The following is a 23611-nucleotide window of genomic DNA, read 5'->3' on the forward strand; positions in this document are numbered from 1 at the left end:
CACCGCCCGGCACGGCCCGCGCCCCTCCCGCGCCCCTCCCGCGCCCCGCCCGCGGCAGGACGACGTCCACCCGACGACCCCTGGCACGACGACCCCCGTAATGACGACACCCGTAGGACGAAGGAGCCGACATGGACGAGAACACCCGCTACCAGGTGCTGCGCAACGACGAGGAGCAGTACTCCCTGTGGCCCGCCGACATCGAGGTGCCCGCCGGCTGGCAGCCCGTCGGCAAGGAGGGCACCGAAGCCGAGTGCTCCGCCTACGTCGACGAGGTCTGGATCGACATGCGCCCCAAGAGCCTGCGCGAGCGCATGGAGAACGCCGGAGCCTGACCGGCCCGCACCACGGCACGCCGGGCCGGCCCACCGCCGGCCCGGCACCGCCGCCCCCGACCGCACCACCTCCGGGCGCCCCACCGCCCTCGGCCACCCAGCACCGTGCCGCACCATCCCGAGGAGCCCGCCATGATCCCCGTACTCCACACCGAACGCCTGGAGTTCCTCCCCTACAGAGCCGAGGACGAGGACCACTTCGTCGCCCTCCTGCGCAACGAGGAGGTGTGCCGCTGGATGGGCCAGGATCTGGTGCCCGAAGCCGACCTGCGCACCCTGTTCCGCGCCATCCTCACCGACGTCTACCCGCAGCGCCGCTTCGACGTGTGGGGCCTGTGGCTGGCGGGCACCTATGTCGGCCACGCCGAGATCAAGCCGACCGGCAACGTCGACGGCCACGAACTCGTCACCGCGCTCGCCCCCGCCCACTGGGGCCGCGGCCTGGGGGCCGAGGTGGTGCGCGGCCTGCTCCGGCACGCCGCCGACGACCTCGGGCTCACCGAGGCGTACGGCATGGTCGGCGCCGACAACACCGCCAGCCTCGCCATGTGCCGCCGACTGGGCTTCCGGCACGTCCGGGACGTCGTCGACGAGGACGGCTCCGTGACGAAGATGCTGGTCGTACCCACCCTGCCCGCCGACGCCGGGCCGGCGGACCGGGCGCCCTCCGGGGCCGGAGCGGCGGATGCGGCTCCGGCCGCCACCGTGCCCGCTCCGGCCCCAGGCCGCCCGGAGCTCTCCGCCGGCCCGGTGCCCGGCTCCTAGCCGCCCGGCGAGCGCCAAGGACCCGGTGTGAGCCGGCCCGCCGCTCACCGAGGACGTGGCCGGGCCGGCCACCACTGACGGCTCACTCGGCCTGTGGCGCAACCGCGACGTCAACCTGCTGTGGACCGGGCAGTGCCGGTCGGACCTGGGGGTCCGCCGCGCAGGCCGGGCTGGTCGGCACCGCCGGGCTCGTCACCACCATGGTGTGCCGTCTGCCTGCCGGGATCCTCGTGGACCGTTCGACCCGCGCCGGCTCGACCGGCTCACCACCGGCCTCGCCCGCAACGAGGCGCGTACCTACGGCGTGTCGCCGGCCGACCGCCGCTGGGCGGCCTGCTGTCCGAGATCGGCCGGGCGCTGCCCTTCGTCGGCAACGCGCTGAGCTTCTTGCTCTCCCTGGTGGCGGTCCTGTGTATCCGCCGGCCCCTCTAGCAGAACCTTGAAGAGCAGTTCGGACCGCTCGGAGACCCGCTGTAGCACCGTCCTCGAGCCGTCAGTGCCCCGGCCAGGTCGGCCTCAAGGTCACGTGTGGGCCGCCCGCACCTCGCGGTCAGCGACCCGGCCAGGGCGAGCGGTGGGCGAGGACCGCCCACTCCTCATCCGGGCGGCCGGGCACGGCCCGCCCGCCGCTGCCTGCCAGCTGGCGTTCCTGCCCTCGGTAAGCGCAACCGCCGCCCACACCAGCGCGGTCACCACCGCGGCCTTTCCCACGCCCAGCCGGTCACTTGCTGACGGCGCTTGCTGCTACGCCCGTGCTCAGTCGCCGGCCAGGGTGGTGTGGGGAGTGCGCCGGTAGGTGTCGCGGTACAGGGCAGCGAAGCGGCCCGGGTGGTGGAAACCCCAGCGGGTCGCGATCGCCGTGACGGTCGCTCCGCTGTCCGGTGTGGCGGTCGCCAGCTCCTGGTGGGCGTGGGCGAGCCGGACTCGGCGCAGATGGGCCAGCGGGGTGGTGTCCAGGTGCCGCCGGAAGGCGTACTGCAGTGCGCGCACGGTCACATGGGCCGCGGCGGCGATGTCGGCGACCGTCACCGGCTGGTCGGCGTGGTCGTCGATGTAGGCGAGCGCCCGGCGCAGTACGGCGGGATGCGCGTCGCGGCGGTCGGCCGCGGTCGGCTCGGGCAGGGCCGTGTTCGGGAAGGCGTTCAGGACGCTCGCCGCCAGGTACTGCGCGGCGGTCGCGGCGATGAGCGGCTGGTCGGCGGTCTCCGGGTCGGCCAGCACCGAGTCCCGCAGGTGGGCGATGGTCCGGCTCAGTTGACTGGCCGCGGCCGCCGAGCGCGGCCGGTGCCCGGTCAGCCGTACCGGCCGCGCGTCGTCGGCGCCGGCGGCCACCTGGCCCAGCAGCGCCGGGTCCAGCATCGTGATGTTGTAGCGGGCGTTGCAGATGCGCCCGGAGTACGGCAGGTCGGGCGGGGCGAGCAGCACCATGTCACCCGGTCCGAAGGTGTCCTCGACGCCCTGGAAACGATGGTCCCGCACGGTTCCCTCGTACACGAGGCACAGACAGATGCGCCCGAGCGGCGTAACCGAGTAGCTCATCTCGAAGTCGAGGACGAGTTCGTCGACACTCACCGGCGCGATGGCGGTACGCCGGATCCTGGCCCGGCTGGCTGCCGGGGTGCTGCTGCCGATGCGCATCCGGGCGTAGGCGCGGCTGAGGAAGTCCTCCGTGGCCTCCAGATCCGCGCTGTCGAAGGTGAGTGTCTCCACGCCTCGCCCATGCCCGGGCATCACCCGATCATGCGGTGCTGGGCAGGCCGTTTTCGCTTTTCGGCCAGATGCGTGCAAAGTCCTTCGCTTGGTGGCTGGCGCGGGTGCGGCGCCGTGCCGAGGGTGGGCGGCATGACCGGAGAGGACGAGGAGACGGACCAGCTGGCGGCGCTTCAGCAGGAGGTGACCCAGCTGCGCACGGCCGTGGTTTCGCACGCCGTGATCGACCAGGCCATCGGCGTGGTCATCTGTGTCGGCGGGCTCCGGCCCGAGCAGGGCTGGGATGTGCTCAGGGAGGTCTCCCAGCACACGAACATCAAGCTCCGCGAGGTGGCCGACTGCCTGGTGCACTGGCCGTCCAGCGGGCAGCTACCCGCTGGTGTGCGCCGGGCCCTGTCCGCGGCGGTGGCCCGTGCCCGGGACTCCACTGCGACCGGAGAGGACGACGCGATGAGCGGCGTGTCCGTGCGCTGAGGTGGCAGGGCGTTCTCACGTGTGATCTTCAAGGCGCCGTTGTGCAGGTTTTGCGCATGGCGGAGGGGAGTGGTGTGGCGGTTCTGTTCGCCGAGGTATGCGGCACACTGGCTCGTGCGGGGTTCGATGTCGCGTCGGTGAGTGCGCAGGACGGGACGGGGCTGCGGGTCCGCCAGGAGGCGGACGCGGTCACGGTGAGGTGGGTCCCGGCAGCTCAGTTGGATCCCGTCGGGCGGCCGGACGCGGAGTTCGAGGGCATCCGCGCCGTTCTGCGGCAAGCGCTGCTGGAGATCCTCACTCAAGCCGGCTACGTGGCGCAGGCAGACCCCTCAAGGGGCGAGGTGCGTGTACTACCGGGCTGAGGAGTCATCCCCGTGCCCGCGATGTTGACGCACGGGGCTGACGGTGTCCGCCTCGAAGGCTGTGCCGTGGCGGGCAAGCCGGCCGAGCGGGCCCTGCTCATACGCGTAGCCGAAGACCGGCACCGGGCAGTTGAGCGGCGAGGTGTTCGGGGCCCACGGCCGCCCGGTGACTTCCACGAACGCCCGCGGCATCGACCCGCCTTCGCCGCCGACCGGCCCGCGCCGGTAGTGCAGCCAGGCGTGTGTCAGCCGCGCCGGGCGCAGGCCGGGTTATGGCCAGTGGCGCAGGATGAGGCGCGGGATGTTGTGGGTGCACCAGGCGCTGGCCAAACCGATGACGGCGCCGGCGGCAACGTCGCCGGGGTAGTGGGCGCCGCTTTGCACCCGCTCGAGGGCCACCAAGCCGGCCGGCACCGCGCATAGTGCGCCGACGGTCGGGCATGTCGGCGTCACGGCTGCAGTGAAGGCCACTGCAGCAGCGGTGTGTCCGGAAGGGAAAGAAGGGGAGTCGGGACGGTCATCGACCTCATCGTGGGGAAACCACTCCTTCGGCGGCCGTGGCCGGTCGGCCACCTGCTTGCACACGCCGTTCGAGATCAGCTGTGCCACGGCCAGGGCGGCCATGCCGGTTACCGCCGCCTTGCGGCCGTGCCACCCGCCCAGCCACGTCATCGCCGCGGCGGCGCCGCACCACAGCTTCGCGCTCTCGGCTGCCTCCTCCACCGCCGACAGCATCGTGCCGACGCCCGGCGGGATACGCGAGGCCGCCCGCTTGCTCAGTGACCGGTCAGCGCCGCTCAACCCCGTCAGAAGCCTCATGAGAGGCAGATGTCCCGCAGGTCAACGGCCTACACCCCACGATCAGCGGGCGAGCTCGATCGGGCACCGGCTGCGTGCCGTGGGAACCTGGGTGGATGGCTGATCGTCCTCTTGGGCATGCCTCGCGTTCTCATTCTTGGAATCGACCCACGTGCCGTGCCCGGTATGGACGGAGACGTCCTTCGAGCGGCCCTCGACCAGGAACTGGCCCGGTTCGGGGAACACGCCATCGATGCGTCCATGACGCTGATCGAGCTGGATGAGTCGGCCGAGCCGACGATCGTCGCAGCACTGTCCGAGCACGACTGGGACGTCGTCGTCATCGGGGGTGGGATCCGCAAGCCGGAACCGCTTCTGCCGCTCTTTGAGCAGGTCGTGAATCTGGTCCGGCGCCATGCGCCGAAGGCTGCGATCGCGTTCAACACAAGCGGCGGCGACAGCGTCGAATCAGCCAAGCGGTGGCTGTAGGCCCGAAGTTGCTTCGGCGGCAGTGGGAGTGCGGGCTCAGGGCCGCGATTCCGGCCGAGGCCAGGCACCACGTAGGCGTCGCGGTCCACCTTGCCGGGCGGGGCACGGCGGGGTCGGAGAACACCGCCTTCTTCCACGCCGGCGGCACCAGCTTCTGATCGATCTCCCGCGGTAGCAGCGGCTTGGCCTTCACCTTGCGCCGCGACAGCGCGGGAAGCCGCTTCACCGCCTCCAGCACCCGCCGCCCGCCCGAGGCCGCCCCCAGCGCTCGACTCGCCCAGCAGTGACAGGAACGGCCGCACGGTGTCGTACCGGCCGACGAGCTGGCGGCGCACCTCCGCCTCCGCCTCCTCGTCGCCGGGCGGCAGCAGCTCGTCCAGCAGCCCCACCGCCGCCTCGACCTCGGCACGCGGGCCGACCTCGGCCTCCAGAGCCCGCCACATCGCCGCCGCGTCCAGGGCCCCGCCGACCTCCTCCACCAGAGCGAACTGCCCGGACCACACCCGCAGCCCCGCCTGCACCGTCCGCGACGCCTTCGCCAGGCGGGGCCGGGCCGCCAGCCAGTCCCGGTCCGTGGCCCGCTTCGCCACGCTGATCACCTCCACTTGCATGAGCAGCGCGAACACGTCCAGTGCGGCTCCGGCGTGCGCTCCAGGATCGGCGCCTTCGACCCCAGACCGACCCGGGCCAACGTTGCCAGCCGGTTGGCGGCACCCGATCCAGCTTCACCCGGCCCAGCCGGAACGCGGAGTTCTCATTCACGCGCTCCAGCGCGTTGGCCATGCTGGTGCCGGTCGTGCGCGTCGGCGGCCGGCGCAGCCGCTCCAGCTCCGACACCCGCCGACCCTCCGGCACCTACAGCAGCGCCACCAGGCGGCCGAGACGGTCCAGTCCCGGCTGTCGCGGCGCGGGAGATCGGCGGTGGTTCGTGGTTGGGATGGGGTCGGTGGCCTTGTGACGGGCTGACGTGACTGTGGCCGGTGCGCCGCTCTTTCGTGCGTGAGGCAGGACATTCCTCATGGCGGGCGAGCGGACGCCCGCCTCCAGGCCGAGAAGGCGGGCGCAGTTTCCTGGAGGTCAGCCGGTCTGCGACACCGCGTGCAAGGAGCCGCTGAGCGTGCCCTCCTGCTGCTCGTAGTGAGAGAGCGCGAGACCCAGGCCGATGAACGTCGGCGCCCACTCGCCCACGAATATGCCCCATCGGTCGGCGCGATCGACGCCGGCTTGCTCGGCTTTCAGGCTTGCCACCCAGGAGGCGAAGCTGAGGCCGATCGATGCGAGGCCGGCGATGTAGGCATGCTCGCTGCGGACGCCCATGTCGTGAAGCTTCTTGATCACCATCGGGGGTCTCCGTTCTGTGGGGGCGGGTGCAAAGTAGCTATCAACCATTCGTCCTATTTGTACCGGTCGGATGCGTTGAACCAGACACGCGTTGCTTGACTCGCCTCCAGGGGCGACAGTGAACCTAAACGCAAACCTACGGAGGACGCCGTGATAGCCCTCGGAGTCATCCTTCTCGTCGTCGGCTTCATCCTGAAGATCGCCATCCTGTGGACCATCGGCATCATTCTGCTGGTCATCGGGGCGGTCCTGTTCCTGCTGGGCGCACTCGGGCACGCCGTCGGAGGACGACGCCATTACTGGTAGCGCCGCGGGGCACCAAGCCGGGCCGTCCGCCGGTATGGACTCGGCGGCAGCTGATAGACGGCATACGGTGGCGGACCCGGGCTGGTGCTCCCTGGCGTGATGTGCCAGAACGCTACGGGCCGTGGTACCGGGTCTACGACCTGTTCCGGCGCTGGCAGCGCGATGGCACCGGGGCCCGGATCGTCACCCAGCTCGAGGCCGAGGCCGACGCACAAAGATCCACCTCGCCGTCGAACAGGGGCAGAAGCTTCTGTCTGTCCTGGCCGGCCTCGCAGTCGACCGGACCGGGTGCGGGCTGACAAGGCGTACGACTCCCGCCGCCACCGAGCGGACCTGCGAAGACGCGGAATCAAGGCGACCATCCCGGTCCCGGCGGACCGCGTCCGCACGCGTCAGAAGCTGGGCCCCCGAGGCGGTAGGCCGCCGAAGTCCGACGAGACCGACTACTGCGAGCGCCATGCCGTCGAGTGCGGAATCAGTCGTCTCAAGCGCCACCGGGCCGTCGCCACGAGGTAGGACGCTCGCCGTCCGCTACGAGGCGACAGTGCTGGTCGCAGTCCTCAACGAGGGGCTGTGACCAGCACTTTCCCAAGAGGCCCTAACCGACACGCCCGGGCGAGTGCCCCGGCATCTGCTCCGCGCCCTGGATCAGGCACTCGATCAGGTAGTCGCCCGTGTCCTCGTCGTTGGTCACGCCGTGGGTCTCGCTGCGGAAGCCGGGGAAGCGGCGGTCGAAGGACTCCAGGGCGGTGAGATAGCGCAGCAGCGGGCCGTCGGGTGCACCGATGGACTCGCCCGGCATCAGGACCGGGATGCCAGGCGGGGTGACCGTCACCATGGCGGCCGCCACCCGGCCCGCCGCCTCCGAGATCCGGACCCGCTCGGTGTCACCCCGCACGAGCCGCTGGTAACAGTGCTGAGGTGGCGCCACGGGCTGCGGGAGCTGCTGGAAGGCCGTGTCCAGAAGCTCCACCAGGCGCACCGAGCGCAGCTGCTCGTGCATCTCCTGGCACAGCCCGCGCAGGGTCAGGCCCGCGTACCGGCGGGGATGCGCGGCGACGGCCTCCGGCAGGACCCGCTCCAGTGGGGCGTCGGCGTCGTAGAGGGCCTTGAAATCCGTCAGGGCGTCCAGCAGGGTGCCCCACTTGCCCTTGGTGATGCCCATGGAGAACAGGATCAGTGTGGTGTAACTGTCGGTCTTCTCCACCACGATCTTCCGGGTGGCCAGATAGGCGGTGAGCACCCGGGCCGGGATGCCCTCCTCGGCCATCTCGCCGGTGGCGCTGATCCCCGGACAGGTCAGCGTGACCTTGATGGGGTCCAACATGCAGTGGCCCTCGGTCAGCCCGGGGAAACCGTGCCAGTCGACGCCGGGCTCCAGCAGCCAGCAGGACTGCTCCGTGCGCAGCAGCTCCGGCGGGGTTTCCTCGAACGGCAGCCGTTCGCCGGTCGCCGGGTCGGTGACCGTGTCCGGCTGCCACACTCCGAAGAACCACGGCGGCCGGTCCCCGGCGCTCTCGATCCGCCGTCGCAGGCGCACCATCTCCTGACGGAAGCGGATCGCCTCGGTCACCGCCTCGTCGATCAGCCACTCGCCCTGCGGGCCGTCCATCATCGCCGTCGCCACGTCGAGCGAGGCGATCATCGGGTAGAGGGGCGAGGTGGTGCCGTGCATCATCAGCGCCTCGTTGAACCGGTCATGCTCCACCGGCGCCCGCGGTGCGGGTCGCATGTGCACCATCGCGCTCTGCGAGAGCGCCGCCAGCAGCTTGTGCGTGGACTGGGTGGCGAACACGGTCGGGCGGTCCGGGCCGGGGAACGCATCCTCGTCCACCGACATGCCGTAGCGGCCGGCGTAGAGCGGGTGGAAACGGGCGTACGCGAACCACGCCTCGTCGAAGTGCACCCGGGGCGTACTGGCGGCGAACGCGCGAGCAGTGGCTACGGCGTCGTAACTCAGGCCGTCATAAGTGGAGTTGGTGAACACCGCGTACTGCGGGTGCGGGGACACCGCCCCCTCGGTGAGCGGGTGCGCGGCGATCCGGGCCGCCACCGCGTCCGCGGCGATCTCGGCCGGGGGCAGCGGTCCCGCCAGTCCGTAGCCGTTACGGGTGGGGACCAGGTAGACCGGCCGGGCACCCGAGACAACCAAGCCGTGCAGCACGGACTTGTGGCAGTTGCGGTCCACCAGCGCGATCTCGTCGCGGGTGACGCTGAAATGGCCTACCAGGCGATTGCACGTCGAGTCGCCGTGCAGCACGAAGTAGGTGAGTTCGGAGCCGAACACTCGGGCCGCGTTGCGCTCCGCCTCGCCGATCGGGCCGGTGTGCTCGAACAGCGAGCCCAGTTCCTCGACCGAGATCGACAGGTCGCTGCGCAGCAGCCGCTCTCCGAAGTAGTCGTGGAAGGCGCGTCCCGCCGGCGACTTGAGGAAGGCGACACCGCCGGAGTGGGCCGGGGTGTGCCAGGAGTATTCGTGGGCGTCGTCGAAGCGGCGCAGTGCCCGGAAGAACGGCGGCAGGACGGATTCCCGGTAGGCGTGGGCGGCGGTGGTGATGCGGCCCGCGATGAAGCCGGGGGTGTCCTCCAGGGGCCAGACATAGCCCACGACCGACTCGGACACCCACAGCGGCAGGTCCCCCAGGCCCTCGTCGGCCATCACCAAGAAGACCGGCAGGTCCCGGAATCGGCGGCCGATCCGGCGCAGCACAGCGCCGCCGCCCGGGGTCCCGTCGAGGGGGCTGCCCGGCCGGGCGCGTGTGCCGCCCGGCGCGGTGAGCGCGGCGCCGGGCCCGTCACCGGCGGCCCTGGGCAGGTCCCAGGCCACCAGCGCCGCCGCCAGCCCAGCCTCGGTGCGCAGTACCGCGTCCGCGTCCTCCGCCGTTACCGCCCACCGGACTTCGAAGCCGTCCGCCTCGATCGCGTCCCGGATCTTGCGTAGCTGCTGGGGTCCGGCGCCCTCGCCCCGAGGGTGTTCCGGTACCGCGACCAGGATCCTGCTGTCGGCCATGCGCTTTCTCGTCCTCCACTGCGGCGCCCCGGCCGCCCCGGCCAGTGTCCTGGTGGCGCACCGGGCAGAACGGCGGCCGGGACGGCAAACCACCGCTATGGCGGAAACCGCCGTCCCGAGGTTGACTTTCGCACCACGCCCTTAGGGGGGGCCATCCCGGTAGGTGCGGGGAGCAGGTCGGTGACGGCGAGGCCGCCCTGGCCGGGAGCACGTCGCCGGTGGCGGAGGCCGGCCCGCTTCGCGGGGAAAAGCTGGAAGAGTCCCCGGTCGATGAGCGGGGTCGGCGGCGTGCTGCCGTAGTTGGGACTGGTGAGCGGTCGAAGGCCCTAGGCGGGGACAAGGCGCGCGCCCGCTCCTTCACATGAAGCGGCGCATGCGCCTCACGGCTGTGTGAGGATGTCGCTCACCCGGTGGGCATAGATCACCCGTCCGCATGGCGTGGGGTCGGGTGTGGGGCCGGTCGCTGCACAGGAAGGGTCGTTGATGTCGGCACGGTGCTCACTCTGCGACCAGAGCAAAGGTGCCGCGCCGGTGGCCTGTCCGTGCTCGTAGTACATGTCCTCGGCGCCGACCGCCGTGCGAATCTCGCCACCGGTCACCGCCAGGTCGCCGTCGCCTCCCACTGCTGCCCGCCACAGACTGGCGTTGCTGTAGCGATGGCTCTGGTTGAGATACCAACGGCCGGCGTAACGGGAGGCCCCCTGGACCTGTTTCACGGGTAGCGCGTAGGTGCCGACCGCCGACACCAGGCCGTCGGCATTCGCCAGGAGGGATCCGTCCGCGTCGTCGATGGGCAGGGCGCCGATGCGTCCGTTGTCGGGATGAGTGGAGTCGGTGGTGCAGTACTCGCCCATGATGAGCTGCGGGGGGCTGCTGCTGCGGTCGACCGAGAGGTAGGACGCCTTGGGCGCCCCACTCGACTCGCACGTGCCGGCCGAGCTGTTGTACTGGGCGCTGACGAAGTCGTAAGAGCCCACCTGCGGCAGGACGTAGCGATAGCCGTAGGAGTACCAGACGTTGCTCTGCCGCCCGACCTTGCCGTTGTCCTGGACGTTGCTGCTCAGGCCGTCGGGGGTGCTGTTGTTCGTGCTGGGGTTCCGGTCCGGGTCGAGGTCGAGGATGTTTCGCAGGTCGAACACCCTCAGTCCGTGCAGGGTGTCGGTGACGTAGAGGCGGTACTTGTACCAGGCGATGCCGCCGCCGTGGATATTGATGGCCCGGTACGAAATGTGCCCGTAGGAGTTGTAGTACGGCGCCGCGAGCAGGACGTGGCGATACTTTGCGGTGGCCGGGTCGAGGAAGGACAAGCGCACCCCTTTGTCGGCACACGCGGCCGTACCGGCGGGCGTGCAGGCGGTGGAGTCGTCGTACCAGGAAGCGATCAGGGGCCGCTTCGTACCCCAGTACTCATCGGCCTGGGCATCCGAGACACCGGTGATTCCCTGTGGGATCCATTCGTGGTTCAGGGCATCGTCGTCGCTCCAGCAGTACTTGACGGCGGGAGCCAGCGGAGCGATGCCGCCGTCGCCGGCGCCGAACGGATCAGTCGCGCAGGCCGTTCCGCTGCTGACGGACTTGTCGGCCTGGCTGAGCAGGTTCTGGACGCCCTGTGTGGGCAGCGCGGTGGTCAGCTCGGCGACGGGGTCACTCAGGTCGGTGGCCGTGAGGGCGAAGCCGCCGTCGACCGTTGACGCCGTACGGGCAGCGATCACCTGCACGGCGGCCCGCTCCGGGTTCGCCGGCGTCGCCGCAGCCTGCCCTGGCTGCCACAGCAGTGCACCGGCGGCGAGGGCCAGGGTCAGCAGACGGCCTGTCCGGCGCGGGCGGCATCGGTCGTTGCGGGTCTTCATGGTGACGTCAGCCTCTTGGTCGAGGGTGGGCGAGCAGCGGACGGTGCGACGAAGACGGTGCGCCCAACGAGGCTGCTCGGTCAACCACCTGAAGTCGTCGAGGCGGTGCTCGCCAGCCACAACGCGCTTCCAAAAAAGGGGAGTGCTCACCAATCCCCCCGCAGGAACGCCGACGTGGCCGTTGTGGGAGCAACAGCGACTCCAGCTGGGGTTCCGTGCCGCCGCGGACCGGCGCCGACACCGTGATCCGGCCCCGCCAGCCGCGGTCGCCCGCCGCGGGCTTGGGAGCCCGAATTCTTGCGCTGAGCGACAACGGCTTTGCGTTCACGGTCAATGCGTCGGACAGCCGGCGGTGAAAGGCTCGCCGAGGTTCCACTGCTGAGGCTGCCGCAGTCTATGGCCGGCGGCCGTCCTGGACAGGCTGAGGGGGAGAGCCCTGTGAAGGTACGCAGACGACTGTCGTGGTGGCTGGCACTGTTGTGCCCGCCACTGATCCTCGACGGACTGCTGCAGGGTGCCGTCCCCGCCTCCGCACTGACCACCGTCACCGCGAAGGCCTCCGCGCATACCGGGACACCGCGCAGGGAGAAGTCCGTACCCGGTCGTCCCCTGCCCGCCGCGGCCAGACGCCGTGACCGGGAGGCCGTCTCCTCCCCGGCACCGGCGGCGCCCATCTGGCTGACGGCTCGTTCCGCCACCCTCGATGTCACCCAGGGACACACGGCAAAGCTTCCGGGCACCGGGCTCGGCCTGACGACAACTGCGGACACCACGGCCCGCGTTGCGGTGCGTACCTACGACCGGGCTACGGCGCGGCGGCTGGGAGCCATTGGATACGTCTTCACCGCTGCCCGCGCCGACGAAGCAGCACCTCAGGGGAGACCCGCGACCGTTCCCGTGACCGTCACGATGGACTACGCGTCGTTCCGTCATGCCGCCGGCGGCGACCTTGCGAGCCGGCTACGGATGGAACGCCTGCCGCGGTGCGTGCTGGACGCCAGACCGTGCCGGGGGCGGGCAGCCTTCGTACCCGCGGACAACGACGTTGACAAGGGGCGGATCAGCGCCCGGGTGCCTCTGGCCGACAACGCGGTGTACGCCCTGGTGAGCACCGCGTCCGGTGGTTCCGGCGACTACCGGGCGACCGATCTCAAGGCGTCTGGCAAGTGGTCGGTCGGCCCTGAGTCCGGTGACTTCCGGTATTCCTACCCGCTCCCCTTGCCCCCTCCGCCCTATGGCAAGGCGCCGGACCTGTCGTTGGAGTACTCCTCGCAGTCGGTCGACGGCCGAACCTCGGCCTCGAACAACCAGGCGTCCTGGGTGGGCCTGGGCTGGGACCTGAACCCCGGGTTCATCGAGCGCAAATACCGGGCGTGCGTCGACGACGGAAGCCCGACCCTGTCCGACCTGTGCTGGCACTCGCCGTATTCGGGCGCGGAGGACGGCGCGGAGTACGTCATCTCCCTGCAGAACACGACCACCGAGCTGATCAAGGACGGCAACGGCAGATACCACGCCGAGGACGACCCGGGCTGGAAGATCGAGCACACCTACGACGGTGCCAACTCCGACAACAGCAAGGAAGCCTGGGTGGTCTCCACGGACGACGGCACCCGCTACTTCTTCGGCTACCACGAGGACTCCAACTGGACGGTGCCGGTCATCGGCAACGACAGCGGCGAACCCTGTCACGACGCGGCGCAGTCACTGTGCCGCCAGACGTACCGTTGGAACCTGGACGAGATTCGGGACCCCAACGAGAACGACACCCGGTTCACCTGGACCAAGGAGACCAACTACTACAAGCGCTTCTCCAACGGAGACAAGGAGTCCTACGACAGGGGCGGATACCTCAGCCGGGTGGAGTACGGCATGCAGACCGGCGAGAAGCCTGCCGACCGCGTGGACTTCGCCACCGCCTACCGCTGCCTGTCCGACGTCACGAAGCAGAGCCCGAACTGCTCCGCTCCGACGTCCACCAGCGACAGCGACTATCCTGACGTACCGGTCGATCTGATCTGCACCAGCGGCCAGGACTGCACGAAGAACTCCCCGGCCTTCTTCGTCACCCGGCGCCTGGCGTCGATCACCACCCAGGTCTGGGACCCGGCTACTTCGGCCTATCTACAGGTCGACCGCATCCAACCCACCTATGCGATGCCCGACCCGCCCGGCGCGACCGACGCGATGCTGTGGCTCAACTACATCCAGGTGCAAGGCACATGGGCGGAGAACGTGACTCTTCCCGCCGTGGACTTCGACGGGGCCTGGCTCAACAACCGGGTCGACTACCCCAGCGGTGATTCCACCAAGGCGATGCCCATGCGCCGTATCACCAGCATCCAGAACGGGCTCGGCGGTGCGACGGACATCCACTACGGCCACGGTTCCGCCGCTGCCACCTGTCCCAGCGACGGTTCCGACTCCACCTGGGAGTCGGGCAAGCACTGGGACACCAACGACCAGGAATGCTTCCGCGTCGACTACCGGCCCGAAGGGGCCTCGTCGACCGTGCACGGCGTCTTCCAGAAGTACCTGGTGACCAAGCTCGACCAAGTCGACCTGATCGGTGGCTCGCCCACCAGGACCGCCCAGTACGAATACCTGGGCACACCGGCCTGGCACTACGACGACGACCTCACCACCCCCACCGACCAGCAGCAGTGGGCCGACTGGCGCGGCTACGCCACCGTCCGGCAGACCGACGGCAACGGGCCGGCCGAGCAGCGCACGGTCACGGAGACCACCCACTTCCGCGGTATGGACGGGGACAAGCTCAAGAGCGGCGGCACCAAGAACGTCAACCTCACGGACTGGGACGGCAACCAGTTCGCCGACAACCACGCCAAGAGCGGCGAGACGCTGCAGACCCGCCACTATCGTCTGAACTCCGACGGCTCGCGCACCGAACTCGCCTCCGAGCGGTACACCTACTGGGACTCGGGCGTCACCGCGAACGGCCCCGGCCTGCACAACGCCCACATGATTCGCCCCTACCAGACCCGGGCCCGGCAGCTGAGGTCCGACGGGACCTGGCGGCAGACCGGAAGTGACAAGGACGGCTACAGCGCCGCCAACGGTGGACTGCCCACCCGGACGGTCCAGTGGGGCGAGATCGGCACCGGGACCGACAACACCTGCAGCGAGATCACCTACGCGCAGAACACCAGCGACTGGCGCTGGATGCTCGACTATCCCGAAACCCAGGAGACGCACAACGGCGACCCCGACGCGAGCACCACGCAGTGCCCGGGCCCGGTGGTGGGCCGGACCGTGACCCTCTACGACAACGCCACCGCACCCGGCACCAGCGACCAGCCCATCGACGGCAACCCGACCGAGATCCGCCGGTACTGGAACGACACGTCCCACTCCGACGAGAAGAAGATCTACGACCAGTACGGCCGCGTCACCTCCGACACCGACCCGCTCAACCACACCACCACCACGTCGTACAACCCGACCAGCGGCTGGCCGGTGAACGGCACCAGGACGACCAATCCGCTGAACCAGAGCACCACGACGTACACCAGCCGCGCCTTCGGAGTGGTGTCCCGCACCATCGACCCCAACGGCCTGACCACGACAACCGACTACGACGGCGCCGGCCGGCTGGTCCGGGTGTGGCTGCCGACCGAACCCAAGCCGAACGCCGTGGACGTCCCGCCGCCGGCCGGCGCGGTGCCCTCCTACGAGTACACCTACCGCGTCACCGTCGACGGAACCGCCCCCAACTCGCAGCCGGACAAGCCGACCGTCGTGACCGCGCGCCAGCTGCAGTCGCTCACCAACGGCACCCCCCAGTGGCTCCCGACATACACCTACCTCGACGGCTTCGGCCGCACACGCGAGGTGCAGGCGCCCAGCGCGGCCCGCACCGGCGGCCGCACGGTCACCGTCACGACCTACGACGACCGCGGCCTGGCCAAGGGCACCTCGGCAGCTCTCTACAACACCCAGGCTCCCGGCGACGACCCGGACCTGCTCCTCAACCCGGCTCCCAGCGAGATGCCCTCGTGGACGGAGAAGACCTACGACGCCCTGCAGCGGGAGACCACCAGCACCCTGTCCGGCTACGGCGCGGTCGACTGGACGACCACCACCGCCAACTACGGCGACGGAAAGGTTGTCACCCCACCGCGCGGCGCCCGGACCGCCTATTGGAACGACGGCCTGGACCGACTCGCCAAGGTGCAGGAGAACGTCCCCGCCGGCAGCGACGTGCCGCCGTCCGCGAGTCCCACCACCAGCTACACGTACACACCGCGTGGAGAGGTCGCCACCATCACCGACGCGGCCGGCAACCTCACCTCGTACGGCTACGACTGGCTCGGCCACCGCACCAGCACCCGGGACCCCGACGCCGGCCCGTCGACCACCACCTACGACCCCGCGGGCAACGTCCTCACCACGAAGGACGCGGCCGGAAAGACACTCGCCTACACCTACGACGCGCTGAACCGCAAACGCACCGAATGGACTGGTTCGGTGGGCGACACCAAGCTCGCCGAATGGACCTACGACACCGTGCCCATGCCCGGTCAGACCGGAACACCCACCAAGTTCGTCCTCGGCCGCCCCGCCACGACCACCCGCTGGAGCGGGGGGCAGGCCTACCGCGCCGACGTCACCGGCTACGACCTGCGCTACCAGGTCACCGGCCGCACATGGACCGTGCCGACCGCCGAAGGAGCACTGGCCGGCACCTACGGCTACGGCTACGGGTACGACCGCGCGGGGCACCAGACCTGGATGACCTATCCAGCGGCCGGCGGCCTGCCCGCCGAGAAGGTCACCACCGGCTACACGGACACCGGCCGCCCGGACACCCTGACCGGTGATGCCGCCACCTACGTGAAGACCAGCACCTACTACGGCAACGGAGTGCTCGAGGGCAGGAGTTACGGTGCCGACGGCAGCGTGCAGCGCCAGTACGGCTACGAAAGCTCCGGCGCCCAGCGCCTGTCGTCCGTACAGAGCTATGTGGCCGGCGACCGGGTGCAGTACGACACCTACGCCTACGACGACGACAGCGACCTGACCTCCGTCACCGACCAGACCCAGGCCGTACCGCAGAACCAGTGTTACGGCTACGACGCCCTGCAGCGCCTGAGCAATGCCTGGACCACCACGGCGGCCTGCTCCAGCGGCCCGTCGGGTACCGACAAGACCGGAACCGACCCCTACCGGCTGGCCTACTCGTACGACGCCGTAGGCGACATGACCGCCGTCACCGACGACGCCACCACGCGCACCTACTCCTACCCTGACCCCGGACCGACGGCGGTGCGCCCGCACGCGGTCACCTCCGTCGGCTCCGACACCTACGGCTACGACGCCGACGGACGCCTCACCTCACGCTCGGTCGGCGGCACCGCGGCCACCCTGTCCTGGGCCGACAACGGTTCCCTCACCTCGGTCACCAGCGCGGGTGCGACGACGTCGTTCGCGTACGACGCCGACGGCGACCGGCTGGTCCGCCGCAGCCCGAGCGCCACGACGCTCTACCTGGACGGTGTGGAACTGACCCGCACCGGCTCGGCGGTCAGCGCGAGGCGCTACTACACGGCGGGCGGCAGCGTCGTCGCCCTGCGCACTCCCGACACCCTGCAATGGCTGGCCAACGACCAGCAGAACTCCACCCAGCTCGCCGTCGACGACACCACGGGCAAGGTCTCGCGCCAGCGTTACCTCCCCTACGGCGGACACCGCGGCAACACCGACGCCGTGCCCCTGACCGACCGAGGCTTCCTCGGCAAGACAGAGGACGCCGACACCGGCCTCGACCAGATCGGCGCCCGCTACTACGACCCTTCCTTGGGCCGCTTCATCTCCCCAGACCCCCTGTACGACAAGGCCAAGCCCCAGTCCCTGAACGGCTACACGTACGCCGACGGCAACCCGACGACGTTCAGCGACCCGACGGGGCTGCGCAAGTGCTGGCACGACGCGGACGGGCAGACGTGCGTTGACACTCCGGGGGAGAAGCCGAGCGGAGGTGGTAGCAGCGGTGGCGAAAGTGGCGTGGGAAGCGGAAGTAGCGGGGGCGGCGGGAGCAATATATGCGGCGCATGCGGAGGCGGCGCCCCCGAGCAGGCCCCACCGCCGCAGTACAGCCCTCCCGACTGGTTCCGGCAGTACCTGGCTTCGCTCGTTCCGAAGACACAGACCCCCTCGGGCTCCGCTCTCCCGAGCGCCTGCAGCGTCGGACCCCTGAGGTTTCAGTGCCTGCCTGCGGTGCCCCAGCCGTCGCGCAAGTCGGTCATGAATCCATGGTCGGCCGTGAAGAAGGCCTCCCTCGCAGTGGTGAAGCCGGTGGGGAGATACCTATCGCATTACGGTGTGGTGGGCTTCAGCTCGTGCGTCGTCGTCTGTATGTCGTACCAGTATCAGGACGGCACTATGTCGAGATCCTATGGTGGGTTCGGCATCGGCTTCGGCCCTTACGTCGGGCTGAATACCGCTAGAGCGGCAGACCAGCAGGAAGATTCGGGTTTTGCGTGCGGAGCAGTCAGTTGCCTGAGTTTCGGCGGCACGATGGATTCATCGAGTGGTGGTGCGTGGTTCCAAATGACCGCCGGACTGGGTCCCTTGGGTTATGGAGCGGGGCAAATGCATTCGGACAGTTTTCCGTTCCCGTAAGGCACTGCGGTTCCCCTGTGTGATCCCCTTTGTGTGTCCGACTGGTGCAACGGGGAATTCCTGCTGGCGATGTCTGCTCTGAGGAGGAAATGTGCAACGAGCTGGAAGATCCGTCCTGATGGCTGCCATGACAACCGCGGTGTCGATTGTTGTTGCCTTTGGTGCTCCTGTCTCCCCGGCGGCGGCCGCCCCGATCACAGCGCAGGAACGAGGTGGGACTCTTCTCAGTCCCGGCGGCGCTGCCGCCCGAGCCGACGTCAACGGGGACGGCATCCCCGACATGGTCGTCTCCACCGGGGCCCGGCTGACCTTCGCCGGGGACCCCAATGCGGAGGGGATCGACAAGGGCGGCTCCATCTACGTGATACCCGGCGGCGGCACGCTCCCCGCAGGGCCCGCCGTGACGATCAGCCAGGACAGCAACGACTTCGTCCCGGGCAGCGGGGAGTCGGACGACACCTTCGGGGCGTCGCTGGTGACGGGGGACTTCAACGGGGACGGCCTCGCCGACGTCGCGATCGGCAACCCCAGCGAGAGCATCAACAGCAATCTCGCCGTCGGCATGGTCACCATCCTGTACGGCAAGCGCGAATCGCCCTACCTGGGCCTCATCCCCAACGGTCTCGCGCAGATCGACCAGGGCGTGCCCGGCATCCCCGGTGACAACGAGCCCGGCGATCGGTTCGGCGCGAGCCTCGCGGTCGGCGACTTCGACGCGGACGGCTTCGCGGACCTCGCTATCGGCGCCCCCGGCGAGGCGATCGGCAGCACCCAGCGGGCCGGCGCGGTCACCGTCCTCTTCGGCAGCGGCAGCGGCATCACGGCGAGCCGCTCGGTCGGCGTCTCGCAGGACACCTCCGGGGTTCCGGGAACGCCGGAGACGGGGGACAAGTTCGGCTGGTCGGTCGCGGCCGGGGACGTCACCGGCGACGCCAAGGACGACCTGGTGGTCAGCGCGCCCGGGGAGGCGATCAGCGGGGTGTCCGACGCCTGGGGCGGCGTCGTGGTGATCCCCGGCACCTCGGGAGGCATCAACGCGGCCGCCACCAGTTCCATCAGCGTCCAGGACACCCACACCCAGGACCACCTGCGCACCGTCGCTGTGGGACGGTTCCACGGCGGCAACAACGCCGACGTCCTGGTCTTCGCCGACCGTGCCTCCGGCGAGCCCCAGTACTCCGGCGCGCTCGTCGTCGCCCGCGGAGGGTCCGGCGGTATCAGCCCCAGCCGGGTACAGACGATCAGCCAGAGCAGCCCTGGCATCCCCGGCACTCCGGAGGAGAACGACTTCTTCGGCGGTTCCCTGGCCGTGGGGGACCTCGACGGCGACGGGTACGCCGATCTGGCGACGGGAGCGCTGCGCGAGAACAACACCGGAACGGTGACGCTGATGCGGGGCGGCAGCGCGGGCCTGCTGTCCGCCCCGGGCGCCACCTTCGACGAGAACGCCGCGGCGATCGGTGCCAGTGCCCAGGTCGGCGAGGGATTCGGCTACGGCCTGCGGATCCTTGACGTGACGGGCGACGGACGGCCCGAACTGCTGGTCACCGCGCCTTGGGAGGACGGCTCCTTGCAGGCCGGAGCCCTCTTCGTGCTGAGCACCGCCCTCAGCGGGGACAGCCTCGCCGTCACCGGCTCCCAGGTCCTCACCCGCGGAGCGCTCGGCGGGGCGTCCAACTTCGGCCCCGCCACGCCCTTCGCGGGTGGCGCCGTCGTCACGCTCGACTCCAACGAGCAGCCGCAGCGCGCTCCGCGAGGCCTGCTGCCCGCCGCACGATCGGAGCGTGGCGCTCACCGGTGAGGACGCGGGAGGAGTACGGGCGTCCCGGGACCTACCGCAGCAGTCGCCTGCGGTAGGCCCCGGGCGTGACCCCGTACGCCGACTTGAAGGCCCGGCTGAACACCGCCGGATCCCGGAAGCCCCATCGCCTTCCGACCTGGCCGACGCCGCGACGGACGAGAGCGGGGTCGGCGAGATCCGCCCGGCAGCGTTCCAGCCGCCGTCGACGCACGTAGGCGCCGACGGTCCGCCGGTCCCGCTGGAAGAGATGATGCAGATACCGCACGGAGATGTGGTGCGCGGCGGCTATCGCGGCCGGTGAGAGATCGGCGTCGGCAAGGTGGTCTTCGACGAATGCCTTGATGTCCCGGAGCAGCCCGTCGAGGGGTGACGCACAGGGCCTCGGCGCGAGTCTCGGACCGCCGTCCGTCCCGCGAGGCGCACCAAGGCCTGTGCTACTCCGCCCCCTCGATACGGCGTGGCGCGCAGCGTTCACGTGAACCCCCGGAGTCTGTGCGTACGGCGGATCGGCCGGCCCGATGCTCGGCCGCCGCAGGTGCCGACGAGTCTGGCCGGGTGCGATCGCGGCGGCCATCGGTGCCGGGCGACTGACCCAAATCCGGGACGCCCGGCCCGTGGCCTGCGAGGATGACAGAGCCGTGGGCAACGCGGTGGGACGCTGGAAAGCGCCCGGGGAACGTTCGTGGCACGACGGACCGAGCGGGGAGGGGCGTTGTGGGCCGTTGGCGACCACTGCCGGGAGACCTGCCGATCGAGGTCGTCCGGCTGGTGCGGGAGCTGCGCCTGTGCCTGGACAGATGCGAGGCGAGCGCGGCGGCCGTGGCCACCAGAACCGGGTACAGCCGCAGTTCCTGGCGGCGCTATGTCAACGGTTCCCGGCTGCCGCCCTGGCCTGCCGTGGAGGCAGTGGGCCGAATGGCGCATGCCGACCGGGAGCAGTTGCGGGTGTTGTGGGAGTCGGCCGCTCATGCCTGGCAGAAGGGGCAGCCCCTGGACACCGGGCCGGAATCGCGGGCGTCCGAGGCGCTCCCCACCCTGGACCTGTCCGGGCCGGCCGGAGAGCCACCGCCCCGCACATCCTCGCCGCCGGCCGTCCTCTCGTCCGGGCGACCCGGGGTGACAGCCGGCCTGGTCATACCCTGGGTCGGCGTCGCGGCCGGCTGCGTGCTTCTTGCCGTCGCCGTGCTCGTGTGGCCGTGGAACTCCAGGTCGGCCGACCGCCCACCACAAGGCGCACCGACCGGCGTGCCGGCCTGGCCGTACCCACTGGCGGGCGGGGCCGACAGCGCGACGACCGGATGCCGGTCGGTCGCCTGCGAGGGGCGGGATCCCGGCCGGGAGCGATGCGACGGCGACCGGGTGACCGTCCACCGCCTGCGGGCGTACGGCCAGGTCCTGGAGCTCGTGTACAGCCCGGCATGTCAGGCCAGTTGGGCAGAGGTCGAGTCGGCGGGGGCCACACGCGGCCTGCGCATCACCACGCGAGGGGGAGAGGGGAGCTCGGCCCCCGCCGGCGCGGTCCGCACCGCGATGGTCGCGGGCGGTCCGGGATCGGCGACGGCGACCGTGGTCGTCGGCGGCCACCAACTCGGGGTCACGCTGTACGACAGCTGGATCGACCGCGTCACCGGCACAGGGTCAGGGTGACCTCGTCGGTCCGCAGCCGACGAAACACCCCGGCGTCGTAGACCTCGAGGAATCCGTCCGCGTCCCGACGCAGCGGAAGGTCGTACCGCTCGCCCCGGTAGACCGTCCAGCGGCCCACCGGGGCCAGACGCGCCGCGGCCGTGCCCCAGGTCGCCGGTCCCACCACACCGTCCGCCGAGAGGTGGTGATTGCTCTGCCATGCGCGGGTCGCGACGGCCGTCGGACCGTCGTACACGCAGGAGACCTGTCTTCGCGCCGTGTAGCCGTCGGCCCACAGGATCGCCTGCCACAGCCCCACGACGTCACTGCGCGTCGTTCGACCGGACACCAGCAGGTCCGCCGCGTGCAGGTCCGACAGGAGGACCCGGCCGTTCGGCTCTCGTTCGTCGTCCGGTCGAGTGGCCCCCGCGCACAGCGCCCCGACGAGAAGGACACACAGCGCGGCACCGGCCGCGGTCTTTCCACGCATCCAACCGTCTTAGCCGCGCCCGTGGGCACCGGCCAAGGAGTTTGGCGGATTTGACGGTGCTGGTGGTCTATGCCCCGCCGCTACCGTGGGAGACAGGTGGGACAACTGGTGGTGGGGGGTCTCAGTGACCGACTGGAAACCACTGCCGGACGACCTCGCAACGGATGTCCGGCACCTGGTCACGGAACTACGGACGTTGAAGATCCGCAGCGGCCTGAGCCTGACGGCACTCGCCGAGCGAACCCCGTACAGCAAGTCTTCCTGGGACCGGTACCTCAACGGCAAGACACTGCCGCCTCGGCAAGCGGTCACCGTCCTGGGGCAGTTGTCCGACGCGGAGCCCGCCCGGCTCGCAGCGCTGTGGGAACTGGCCAATGCCGCCGCGCACGATCAGCGGGCAGGAAGCGGACGGCCCGCACCACCCGCCCCGCGGCCCGAACCGCCCGTCGACCCCCCTGAGGCCGCTTCGCCGTCGTCCGACGAGGGGCGGCGTCTTTGGCGCGACACACGGCTGGTCTGGGCGGCGGCCCTGCTGTTGGCCCTCCTGCTCGTGGGCACCGCGGTCGTGCTGGTCAACGGTGACTCGTCGGCCGGCACGGCACGGGCCGCCGTGTCGAAAGCCGAGCCCCAGGGCAGGCAGGCCGACGTCAACTGCTTCGCGGACAGCTGCGCCGGAAAGGACCCGAAAGAGGCCGGCTGCGGGGGTGACGCGTGGACGGCGGCCCTGACCAAGGTCCAGCAGGTCTACGTGGAGCTGCGGTACAGCGACGCCTGCCGGGCCGCGTGGGCCCGCATCAGCTGGGGCCGCCCCGGCGACATCGCCCGCATCGTGGGGCCGCGCAACAGCATCCAGCAGAACAAGGTGCACTACGACACCGACACCTACAGCGCCATGCTCGCCGCCCCCACCCCGTCGGCCGTCAAGGCCTGTGCAGTCCTCACCTCGGGCCGGCAGGGCTGTACGGGTCCCGGAGGGGACCAACGGCTGACCGAGCCCCCTAATCCTCCTGACCCCACACTGTCGCCCACGGGATGACCTGCCCCTACACGCCCAAGGCGGTGCTGCCGTCACCGCCTCGGGAAGCCGCGGGTTTTTCACGGGCTGCTTGGTCAGTCGGGGGGCCCGGCCGTGCCCGCGACTGTCACGCTGCTGGACGTGGTGGTGCCGGCCGGGCGGGGCCGCTTGCGGGCCTGCCGCTGGTCAATGGATCGGTTGGTGCTGCCTGGCGGTGCGGGTGCTGGCCCGGTTGGTGTGACCGTGGTGCTCGGTTTGTGGGTGGTGAGCGCTGCGTCGGGCCACACGGCAGGCCGCCGGTGGCCGCGGTCACATTCGAGGGTCCCGGGCGGTGACCGCTGGGTGACGGGTTCCGTGCGGGCCGTGAGTGAGACGGTGAAGCACCCCACATGACGCAGGTCACCTACGACCCGAGGCCGTAGCCCTAAATGTCCGATACATCCTTTCGGGCACCTCTTCTGACCTGCACTTTGAGACCCACGCCACAGAGCCGATATTTCCGCCCGATCCGGCCACAACTAGTAAAAGGGGTCATTGCGGACGGCTGTGCGGGCTGCTTGTCTTGAGGACGTCGCCAGGCGCCACGAGCCCGAACGG

General features: G+C 70.3%; 17 protein-coding genes and 1 pseudogene. 11 read left to right on the top strand and 7 right to left on the bottom strand.

The features are described from left to right. The first annotated feature begins 131 nt into the window (after positions 1 to 131). Both ACWCV9_RS35145 and ACWCV9_RS35150 read left to right on the top strand, forming a co-directional pair. Positions 132 to 335: an MbtH family protein gene (locus tag ACWCV9_RS35145; protein ID WP_450792759.1), complete on the top strand. Its 204-nt coding sequence runs from the start codon at positions 132 to 134 to the stop codon at positions 333 to 335. A gap of 132 nt (positions 336 to 467) precedes the next feature. Next, positions 468 to 1100 carry a GNAT family N-acetyltransferase gene (locus ACWCV9_RS35150; RefSeq protein ID WP_450792761.1) on the top strand — a complete coding sequence of 211 codons (633 nt, stop codon included), beginning with the start codon at positions 468 to 470 and terminating at the stop codon, positions 1098 to 1100. Positions 1101 to 1856: 756 nt separating this feature from the next. On the opposite strand, the gene ACWCV9_RS35155 is transcribed toward ACWCV9_RS35150, so the two are convergent. Beyond that, positions 1857 to 2810 carry a helix-turn-helix transcriptional regulator gene (locus ACWCV9_RS35155; RefSeq protein WP_450792763.1) on the bottom strand — a complete coding sequence of 318 codons (954 nt, stop codon included), beginning with the start codon at positions 2808 to 2810 and terminating at the stop codon, positions 1857 to 1859. Between the two features lie 132 nt (positions 2811 to 2942). On the opposite strand from ACWCV9_RS35155, the gene ACWCV9_RS35160 reads away from it, so the two are divergent. Both ACWCV9_RS35160 and ACWCV9_RS35165 read left to right on the top strand, forming a co-directional pair. After that, positions 2943 to 3284: an ANTAR domain-containing protein gene (locus tag ACWCV9_RS35160; RefSeq protein ID WP_450792765.1), complete on the top strand. Its 342-nt coding sequence runs from the start codon at positions 2943 to 2945 to the stop codon at positions 3282 to 3284. A 74-nt stretch (positions 3285 to 3358) separates the two neighbouring features. After that, positions 3359 to 3646, top strand: coding sequence for a hypothetical protein (locus ACWCV9_RS35165; protein WP_450792766.1), 288 nt, complete (start codon positions 3359 to 3361; stop codon positions 3644 to 3646). A 270-nt stretch (positions 3647 to 3916) separates the two neighbouring features. On the opposite strand, the gene ACWCV9_RS35170 is transcribed toward ACWCV9_RS35165, so the two are convergent. Further along, a complete protein-coding gene (locus ACWCV9_RS35170; protein ID WP_450792768.1) occupies positions 3917 to 4465 on the bottom strand; it encodes a phosphatase PAP2 family protein in 549 nt (182 codons plus the stop codon). A 117-nt stretch (positions 4466 to 4582) separates the two neighbouring features. Here ACWCV9_RS35170 and ACWCV9_RS35175 point away from each other — a divergent pair, with 117 nt between their 5' ends. Continuing rightward, entirely contained in the window at positions 4583 to 4933 is a 351-nt protein-coding gene (locus tag ACWCV9_RS35175; protein WP_450792770.1) for a hypothetical protein, read from the top strand. Positions 4934 to 6010: 1077 nt separating this feature from the next. On the opposite strand, the gene ACWCV9_RS35180 is transcribed toward ACWCV9_RS35175, so the two are convergent. After that, positions 6011 to 6274, bottom strand: a complete 264-nt coding sequence (locus tag ACWCV9_RS35180) for a hypothetical protein (protein ID WP_450792772.1) — start codon at positions 6272 to 6274, stop codon at positions 6011 to 6013. Between the two features lie 150 nt (positions 6275 to 6424). Here ACWCV9_RS35180 and ACWCV9_RS35185 point away from each other — a divergent pair, with 150 nt between their 5' ends. After that, positions 6425 to 6580, top strand: a complete 156-nt coding sequence (locus ACWCV9_RS35185; protein WP_450792773.1) for a DUF6131 family protein — start codon at positions 6425 to 6427, stop codon at positions 6578 to 6580. After that, positions 6574 to 7157 (top strand): annotated as a pseudogene (locus tag ACWCV9_RS35190) (transposase). The gene ACWCV9_RS35185 and the pseudogene ACWCV9_RS35190 overlap by 7 nt, the downstream one beginning before the upstream one ends. A 21-nt stretch (positions 7158 to 7178) precedes the next feature. Here the strand turns inward: ACWCV9_RS35190 and ACWCV9_RS35195 are convergent. Both ACWCV9_RS35195 and ACWCV9_RS35200 read right to left on the bottom strand, forming a co-directional pair. Beyond that, positions 7179 to 9590, bottom strand: a complete 2412-nt coding sequence (locus ACWCV9_RS35195; RefSeq protein ID WP_450792774.1) for an Orn/Lys/Arg family decarboxylase — start codon at positions 9588 to 9590, stop codon at positions 7179 to 7181. A 380-nt stretch (positions 9591 to 9970) separates the two neighbouring features. Continuing rightward, positions 9971 to 11440, bottom strand: coding sequence for a hypothetical protein (locus ACWCV9_RS35200; protein ID WP_450792776.1), 1470 nt, complete (start codon positions 11438 to 11440; stop codon positions 9971 to 9973). An 897-nt stretch (positions 11441 to 12337) separates the two neighbouring features. Between ACWCV9_RS35200 and ACWCV9_RS35205 the strand changes: the two genes are divergently transcribed. Further along, on the top strand, positions 12338 to 18082 hold the full coding sequence (locus tag ACWCV9_RS35205; RefSeq protein WP_450792779.1) for an RHS repeat-associated core domain-containing protein: 5745 nt from the start codon (positions 12338 to 12340) through the stop codon (positions 18080 to 18082). A gap of 280 nt (positions 18083 to 18362) precedes the next feature. Next, positions 18363 to 19883, top strand: a complete 1521-nt coding sequence (locus tag ACWCV9_RS35210; protein WP_450792781.1) for a hypothetical protein — start codon at positions 18363 to 18365, stop codon at positions 19881 to 19883. A 31-nt stretch (positions 19884 to 19914) separates the two neighbouring features. Here the strand turns inward: ACWCV9_RS35210 and ACWCV9_RS35215 are convergent, their stop codons facing one another. Then, positions 19915 to 20457 carry a helix-turn-helix domain-containing protein gene (locus ACWCV9_RS35215; protein WP_450792783.1) on the bottom strand — a complete coding sequence of 181 codons (543 nt, stop codon included), beginning with the start codon at positions 20455 to 20457 and terminating at the stop codon, positions 19915 to 19917. Positions 20458 to 20597: 140 nt separating this feature from the next. Between ACWCV9_RS35215 and ACWCV9_RS35220 the strand changes: the two genes are divergently transcribed. After that, positions 20598 to 21530, top strand: coding sequence for a helix-turn-helix domain-containing protein (locus ACWCV9_RS35220; RefSeq protein WP_450792785.1), 933 nt, complete (start codon positions 20598 to 20600; stop codon positions 21528 to 21530). Here the strand turns inward: ACWCV9_RS35220 and ACWCV9_RS35225 are convergent. Then, entirely contained in the window at positions 21508 to 21999 is a 492-nt protein-coding gene (locus ACWCV9_RS35225; protein ID WP_450792787.1) for a peptidoglycan-binding domain-containing protein, read from the bottom strand. The two genes, ACWCV9_RS35220 and ACWCV9_RS35225, sit on opposite strands and share 23 nt — an antisense overlap. Before the next feature lie 124 nt (positions 22000 to 22123). Here ACWCV9_RS35225 and ACWCV9_RS35230 point away from each other — a divergent pair, with 124 nt between their 5' ends. Continuing rightward, positions 22124 to 23035, top strand: a complete 912-nt coding sequence (locus tag ACWCV9_RS35230; protein ID WP_450792789.1) for a DUF2690 domain-containing protein — start codon at positions 22124 to 22126, stop codon at positions 23033 to 23035. The last annotated feature ends 576 nt before the right edge of the window (positions 23036 to 23611 follow it).

The sequence above is a fragment of the Streptomyces sp. NPDC001606 genome, assembly GCF_053596835.1.